Genomic DNA, 973 nt, shown 5'->3' with positions numbered 1-973 from the left:
ATTGAGCTCGGTCCCGGGGATCCTCTAGAGTCTCGGAGGTCACGAAATTCTGGAAGTAGGGCAGGCCGTACTTGGCCGTCATCCCGAAGAGGGCGTCGGTGTTGGGGCCGTGCCAGTCGAAGTCCTTCGTGATGTTGTAGGTCGGGATGGGGAACGTGAAGGCGCGGCCGTCCTGGTCGCCCTCGGTCATCACGTCGATGAAGGCGCGGTTGATGACGGCCATCTCTGCGGACAGGTCGCCGTAGGCGAACGCCTGCACCCGGCCGCCGACGAGGGGATGCTGATCGGCGAGGTCGTCGGGGCAGACCCAGTCGAAGGTCAGGTTGGTGAACGGTGTCTGCGTGCCCCAGCGGGACGGCACGTTGAGGTTGAAGATGAACTCCTGCATCGCCTGGCGCACTTCGTCGTAGCTCAGGTCGTCGATGCGCACGTAGGGGGCCAGATACGTGTCGAACGAGCTGAACGCCTGCGCACCGGCCCACTCGTTCTGCAGCGTCCCGAGGAAGTTGACCAGTTGGCCGAGGGCGCTGGAGAAGTGGCGGGGAGGTGCCGAGGCGATCTTGCCGGGCACGCCGTTGAAGCCCTGTTCGAGCACCATCCTCAGCGACCACCCGGCGCAGTAGCCGGCGAAGACGTCGAGGTCGTGGATGTGGAGGTCGCCCTCGCGGTGTGCGGTGCCCGCCTCGGGTGCGTAGACCTCGTCGAGCCAGTAGTTGGCGATGAGCTTTCCCGCCGCGTTCAGGATCATGCCGCCCAGCGAGTACCCCTGGTTCGCGTTCGCGTTGACCCGCCAGTCGGCGCGGGCGAGGTACTCGTCGATGGTCTCGGCGACGGAGACGGAACGGGGGGAGGTCATGATGATCCTGCCTTCGATATCTAGGGAGGTGAGCTTGGTCTGACCACAATATGTGGGGGCGTGAGTCGCTGTCGCGTCCAGATGTGGGCGTGTCGGGGAGTCATGCGCCGTGCAAAA

The 973-nt window shown here is 64.9% G+C and carries 1 protein-coding gene; it reads right to left on the bottom strand.

Going from position 1 to position 973, the window contains the following annotated elements; genetic code table 11:
• Positions 1-856: anaerobic ribonucleoside-triphosphate reductase (nrdD, locus tag I5I_RS13970; protein ID WP_036321099.1), on the bottom strand; the 856-nt coding region annotated here is incomplete at its 3' end.
• Between the last annotated feature and the right edge of the window lie 117 nt (positions 857-973).

Origin of the sequence: Microbacterium sp. B24 (assembly GCF_000333415.1) — a bacterium.
In the GTDB taxonomy this organism is placed as follows: domain Bacteria; phylum Actinomycetota; class Actinomycetes; order Actinomycetales; family Microbacteriaceae; genus Microbacterium.
Note: the sequence above shows the minus strand (reverse complement) of the source record. Positions and strands in the feature narration are given on the sequence as shown.